Source organism: Rhizobacter sp. P2_H2 (assembly GCF_056403375.1).
The window spans coordinates 1-5179 of the sequence record NZ_JBFUFP010000327.1 but is presented as its reverse complement, the minus strand read 5'-3'; the positions used below and the strand labels follow the sequence as shown (position 1 = coordinate 5179).

The 5179-nt window shown below is 63.8% G+C and carries 5 protein-coding genes; 4 read left to right on the top strand and 1 reads right to left on the bottom strand.

The annotated features are described in order from the left end of the window. The 4 genes from AC1D15_RS17080 to AC1D15_RS17065 all read left to right on the top strand — a co-directional run. Positions 1–902, top strand: a 902-nt coding sequence (locus tag AC1D15_RS17080; protein ID WP_477826905.1) for a glycoside hydrolase family 26 protein, incomplete at its 5' end; no start/stop codon positions are given. 703 nt (positions 903–1605) lie between these two features. Beyond that, on the top strand, positions 1606–2481 hold the full coding sequence (locus AC1D15_RS17075; protein WP_477826904.1) for a restriction endonuclease: 876 nt from the start codon (positions 1606–1608) through the stop codon (positions 2479–2481). 451 nt (positions 2482–2932) lie between these two features. Beyond that, entirely contained in the window at positions 2933–3370 is a 438-nt protein-coding gene (locus AC1D15_RS17070) for a nuclear transport factor 2 family protein (RefSeq protein WP_465112914.1), read from the top strand. Between the two features lie 35 nt (positions 3371–3405). Then, positions 3406–4818, top strand: a complete 1413-nt coding sequence (locus tag AC1D15_RS17065; protein ID WP_477826903.1) for a M20/M25/M40 family metallo-hydrolase — start codon at positions 3406–3408, stop codon at positions 4816–4818. A gap of 181 nt (positions 4819–4999) precedes the next feature. On the opposite strand, the gene AC1D15_RS17060 is transcribed toward AC1D15_RS17065, so the two are convergent. Beyond that, on the bottom strand, positions 5000–5179 hold a 180-nt coding region (locus AC1D15_RS17060; RefSeq protein ID WP_477826902.1), incomplete at its 5' end, for an EamA family transporter.

Sequence of the window (5179 nt, the reverse complement as noted above, 5' to 3'; positions counted from 1 at the left end):
TGCTTGACTTCCTGCGGGACATATCTGGGCAACAGACGCTGGTGGGAGTAGAGAACAAGAATACTGGCTCGCCCACCAGCGATACGAACCGAATCAATGCGATCACCGGCAAGGTTGGATCGTTCTGGGGCGCCGATTTCGGATTCGGAGGCGCGGTTGGGAACCGCGGCAACATGGTGGCCGAGGCGAAGCGACAGTTCGCCAAGGGCGCCCTCGTTGGGTTGATGTATCACGCTTGCGCGCCGACGCAGAACGAGTACTGCACGTGGGACGACATCGGCGACAAGCACCCGGTGCATTTCACCGACGACCAGTTCAAGGAACTCTTGACGCCTGGAACCAGTTTGAACAACGCGTGGCTAGGTCGGCTCGACACATTGGCCGGCTACTTCCAGCAGTTGAAGGATGCTGGTGTGGTGGTGCTCTTCCGCCCCTTCCACGAGATGAACATGTGCAAGTTCTGGTGGTCCTGTCACAAGGGGACATTCGGCAGTGCGGCGCTCTATCGCATGACGCATGACTACTTGGCAAAGTCGAAGGCTCTGGACAACATCATCTGGGTTTGGAATGTGCAAGACATCAAGAACCCACTGTTCACCACCGACATCGATCAATACAACCCTGGATCAGACTACTTCGACATCGCGTCGCTGGACATCTATGAACTGGGCTATGTCACCAACAGCTACTCCACGATGCTGCGTGTCGCTGACGGCAAGCCGATCGCCATAGGCGAGAATCAGTTCGCCACCACCGTCGATCTCCTGCGCCAGCAACCGAAGTGGGTCTATCAGATGCTTTGGCCGGACTTCATTGACGACCAGCGCAACCGCGCCACTCTGCCGTCGCTGTACAACGGACCAATGGTCCTCACGTTGGAGGAAATGCCTGGCTGGAAGTGAAAGGCTGGCGGGAGGAGGATTCCGCGCAGATTCACGGGGTGACAAGCGCTCGCCGAGCGCTGGCTTCGCTGGTTTCGAACCTCCATCTCGGCCGCAAACTGCGCGCTTCCACTGCGGCCCTTGTTAAAAGCACTGCGTGACGAACTGTCAGAGGATGCCAAGCAAGGCATGCTGTGGGCCGGAGAACGACTGGACGCCGAGGGATTTGCGGAGCGGCTAAGACAGGCCCGCAAGCGATGGAAGCGAGTGATGGCCCCTCCATTGCCTTTGAGCAGAAAGCGGGCAGCTGAAAAGGAGCGGAGGCCACCGCTCGCCTCCGTCGTTCCGCCAACGCTCGGTTCGGAGCGGGCTGGTTGAAGTCTCGGTCGGCTCCTTTGGGTCGATTGCGCCAGTTCGCGAAGGCGCACAGCGGACGTTCAACACCACACAGTTCCACTGGCAGCGCGGCGCGTTGAAGCGCGCCCGCGGGGGCCGCGTCGCTTGACCGATCGTCCGGCTACCTCCAGAACGCCGCAGCGTCCGCATTGAGGCAGCAAGCGGCCTGTCGATAGCTCGAGGCGACCGACCGCAGCCGCTGCAGAGCCGTCGGAATCGACACAAGGTGTGTACCTCCGCACGTGAGGCGTCAGTGCTACAGCGTGGCGCATCGCCGTCCTGTCTCGCACCTGCTACAACACCGGAAAAGAATGGAGGGGAGGCGGACATGGCAAAACGCAGAAACACGAGCCCAGCCGAGGACGTAATGGACCTCGTTGCGATGTTGCCGTGGTGGGCGGRCATTGTGTTGTCGGTAGCCAGCTACCTGCTGCTTCATGGTGTCGCATCGCAGACGGTCGCCCCCGCAGCCGTACCGGCGCAAATTGGAGCGATGGTCACCCACACCCTGTGGAAGACCATCGCGACCGTCGGCCAATACGTACTGCCAATTCTCTGTATGGCGGGGGCGGGCATGTCGGCTTGGCGGCGCAAGGAGCGAAACGGCCTTGTGAATGCTGCCGTGCAAAGCGAGGCGAGCGACGCGCTGGATSGCATGAGYTGGCGCGARTTCGAGATGYTGGTRGGYGAAGGCTTCCGRTTGCAGGGCTACCAAGTTGKCGAAACTGGCGGCGGCGCCGATGGTGGTGTCGACCTTGTGCTAAGGAGATCCCGCGATGCCGCCAGCGAGAAGTTTCTCGTGCAGTGCAAGCAGTGGCGTGCCTTCAAGGTGGGCGTGGACGTGGTCCGCGAGCTGTACGGTGTGATGGCTGCGAAGGGGGCCGCCGGCGGGTTCGTTGTGACGTCAGGCCAGTTCACCGACGCTGCCGTCGACTTCGCAAGTGGTCGCAACGTGACCCTGATCGATGGGCCGAAGCTCCACCGACTCCTTCGAGACGCAAAAGCCGAGGTCACTCGTTCGACGACGCGACCAGCTGTGAAGCCAGCCGTGCCAGCTATTGCAGAACCGCTTCAGGCGTTGACGTGTCCAGTCTGTGCCAAACCAATGGCGCGGCGTACCGCAAAACGCGGCGCAAATGCCGGCGGCGAGTTCTGGGGGTGCACGGGCTATCCCACCTGCCGCGGCACGCGGCCGATCCCCTGATGCCACTCATGACGAGTGATGCTGCGATGAGCGGATTGCGGGCCGCCTTGTGCGTAGCCGAAGCGTAGCTACGCCAATGCCCCTTCAGGGTGGCAAGACACCCCGCCGCTCCCGTCTCGTATAGTGCGCGTGCCCCGTGGCCGGGGGTGAGCGGGAGCGGCAGCCGTCTCATAATCCTTTGGTCGCTGGTTCGAGCCCAGCACGGCCTACCAATACGATCAAGGGCTTGGCGTTGTTTGCCAGGAGCCCCGATCTCCGGCGTAGCCAAAGAACGCGTCCAATTGCAGAGCGGCGCCTCCGGCGCTGCATGCGCCTACCGCTCAACCATTGCACCAGTTCTCCAGCCGCCGAGCAGGCTGCACACCACGGCATCGCGAACTCCGCAGTTTCACCTCCGCGATGCGCGACTGCCGGCGATTTCGACATCATGGTGAACAAAACGGAGAATCGAATGCCCCCGCCCCTCACCCCGAAAGAAGTGTTCCTCGCATTGGTCAACGGCGTCGCGGAGGGCCGCTGGGATGAGTTGCCCGACCTTTATGCCGAGCAGACCGACGTCGTGCACCCGTTTCACCCGCTTCGCGCCCCCGCCCTGCGCACCCGGGACGAGCTGCGCGAACACTTCCGGCCCAACGATGCCAGCCCGCGGCTGAACCGCAAGGCGACCAACATCGTCATCCACGAGACCAAGGACCCCGAAGTCATCATCGCCGAGTTCGAGTACCAGGGGACCGTGGAGGGCGCGGATGAGCCGTTCTCGATTCCCGGCATCTTCGTGATCCGGGTGCGCGACGGCCAGATCGTGAGCTCGCGCGACTACCTCGACCACCTCACCTCCGCGCGCGTCCGTGGCCAGCTGGACTGGCTCGTCGCGGCGATGAAGGCATGATGGCCGCATCAAGTGACCGACAAGGAGTGAACCCGATGTACGGACAAGCCATGCGGATGAAGCGAGCTGCCCTGCCCTTTGCCGCAGCGCTGGCGCTGTTTGCCGCGCAGGCCGATGCGGCGGACCTGACGGCGCAGCAGCAACTGTTCCGCTCCATCTACCAGGAGCTGGTCGAGATCAACACCACGGATTCGGAGGGCGACACCACCGTGGCGGCGCAGGCCATGCACAAGCGCCTGCTCGACGCCGGCTTCACGGCCGCCGAGGTGGAGGTGATCACGCCCTTCCCGCGCAAGGRCAACCTGGTGGCGCGCTACAAGGGCAGCGGTGCGAAGAAGCCCCTGCTGCTGCTGGCCCACGTCGACGTGGTCGAGGCCAAGCGCAGCGACTGGAAGACGGACCCCTTCAAGCTGCAGGAGAAGGACGGCACCTTCACCGCCCGCGGCAGCATCGACGACAAGGCGATGGCGTCGATCTTCGTCTCGGTGCTGGGGCAGTTGAAGAAAGAAGGCTTCGCGCCGAACCGCGACATCGTCCTGGCGCTCACGGCCGACGAGGAGAAAGGCGACACCCCCGCCAACGGGGCCAGCTGGCTGCTGAAGAACCGGCGCGCATGGGTGGAGGCGGAGTTCGGCATCAACGAGGGCGGGCGCGGCGAACTGAAGGACGGCAAGCCGCTTTCGCACATCGTGCAGATCGCCGAGAAGACCTACGTGCAGGCCGAGTTCGAGGCGACCGGCCCCGGCGGACACAGCGCGCGGCCGACGGTGGACAACACCATCTACGACCTGGCGGAGGCGCTGACGCGGCTGCGGCAGTACCAGTTCCCGGTGCGGCTGAACGATGCGGCTCGCCTCTACTTCGAGCGCAGTGCGGCGCTGCAGTCCGGCCAGATGGCCAGCGACATGCGGGAGATGGCCAAGGCCAGCCCGGCCCCCGATGCCATCGACCGCCTGTCGAAGGTGTCGAGCATCGTCGGGCTGCTGCGCACCACGTGCGTGGCCACGATGCTGAACGCCGGCCACGCACCCAACGCGCTGGCGCAGAGCGCCAAGGCCAGCGTCAACTGCCGGATGCTGCCCGACGAGGATCTGGGCTTCGTCACCCGCAAGCTCACCGAGATCGCCGGCCCCAAGCTGAAGGTGACGCTGACACGCGAGGGTGAAGCGACGGCGCCCGCTTCGCCGCTGCGGCCCGACGTGATCGGCCCCATTGAGGCGGTGAGCGCCGAGCTGTGGCCCGGCGTGCCGGTGATCCCGACGATGGGCGTGTCCACCACCGACAGCCGTCACTTTCGTGAAGTGGGCATCCCGATGTATGGCGTGTCGGGCCTGTTCGCCGATCCGCTCAACACGGGGGTGCATGGCTTGAACGAGCACATCGGCGTGCAGCAGTTGTACGACGGGCGGGAGTTCATGTATCGGTTGATCAAGAGGTTGGCGCAGTGAGAACCACCCGATAGGTCAACGAAGAAGGCATTCATTTCGAAGCTCGTGAATCCTCATCCTGGCTCATGGCGAACAGATTCACGGCTCGCACAGCGTGCCTTTCGCGCTGATGGTGGAAGCCGTGTTCGATCACCTGACCCAATGAGCAAGGTGGTCAGGTGATGCGCCTCGGGATCGCATTTCAGCGCTTGATCGCCAGCACCAGCACCCCACCCGCCACCATCGCGATGCCGGCCCATTCGCGCAGGCTCGGCCGCTCGCCGAGGAAGGCGAACGCGAACACCGCGACCAGCACCAGGCTCAGTTTGTCGACCGGCGCCACCTGCGACGCATCGCCGATCTGCAGCGCCCGGAAGTAGCA

Excerpts from the sequence above, each read along its gene's own strand:
- AC1D15_RS17070 (WP_465112914.1), top strand. The coding sequence starts at position 2,933 with ATGCCCCCGCCCCTCACCCCGAAAGAAGTGTTCCTCGCATTGGTCAAC.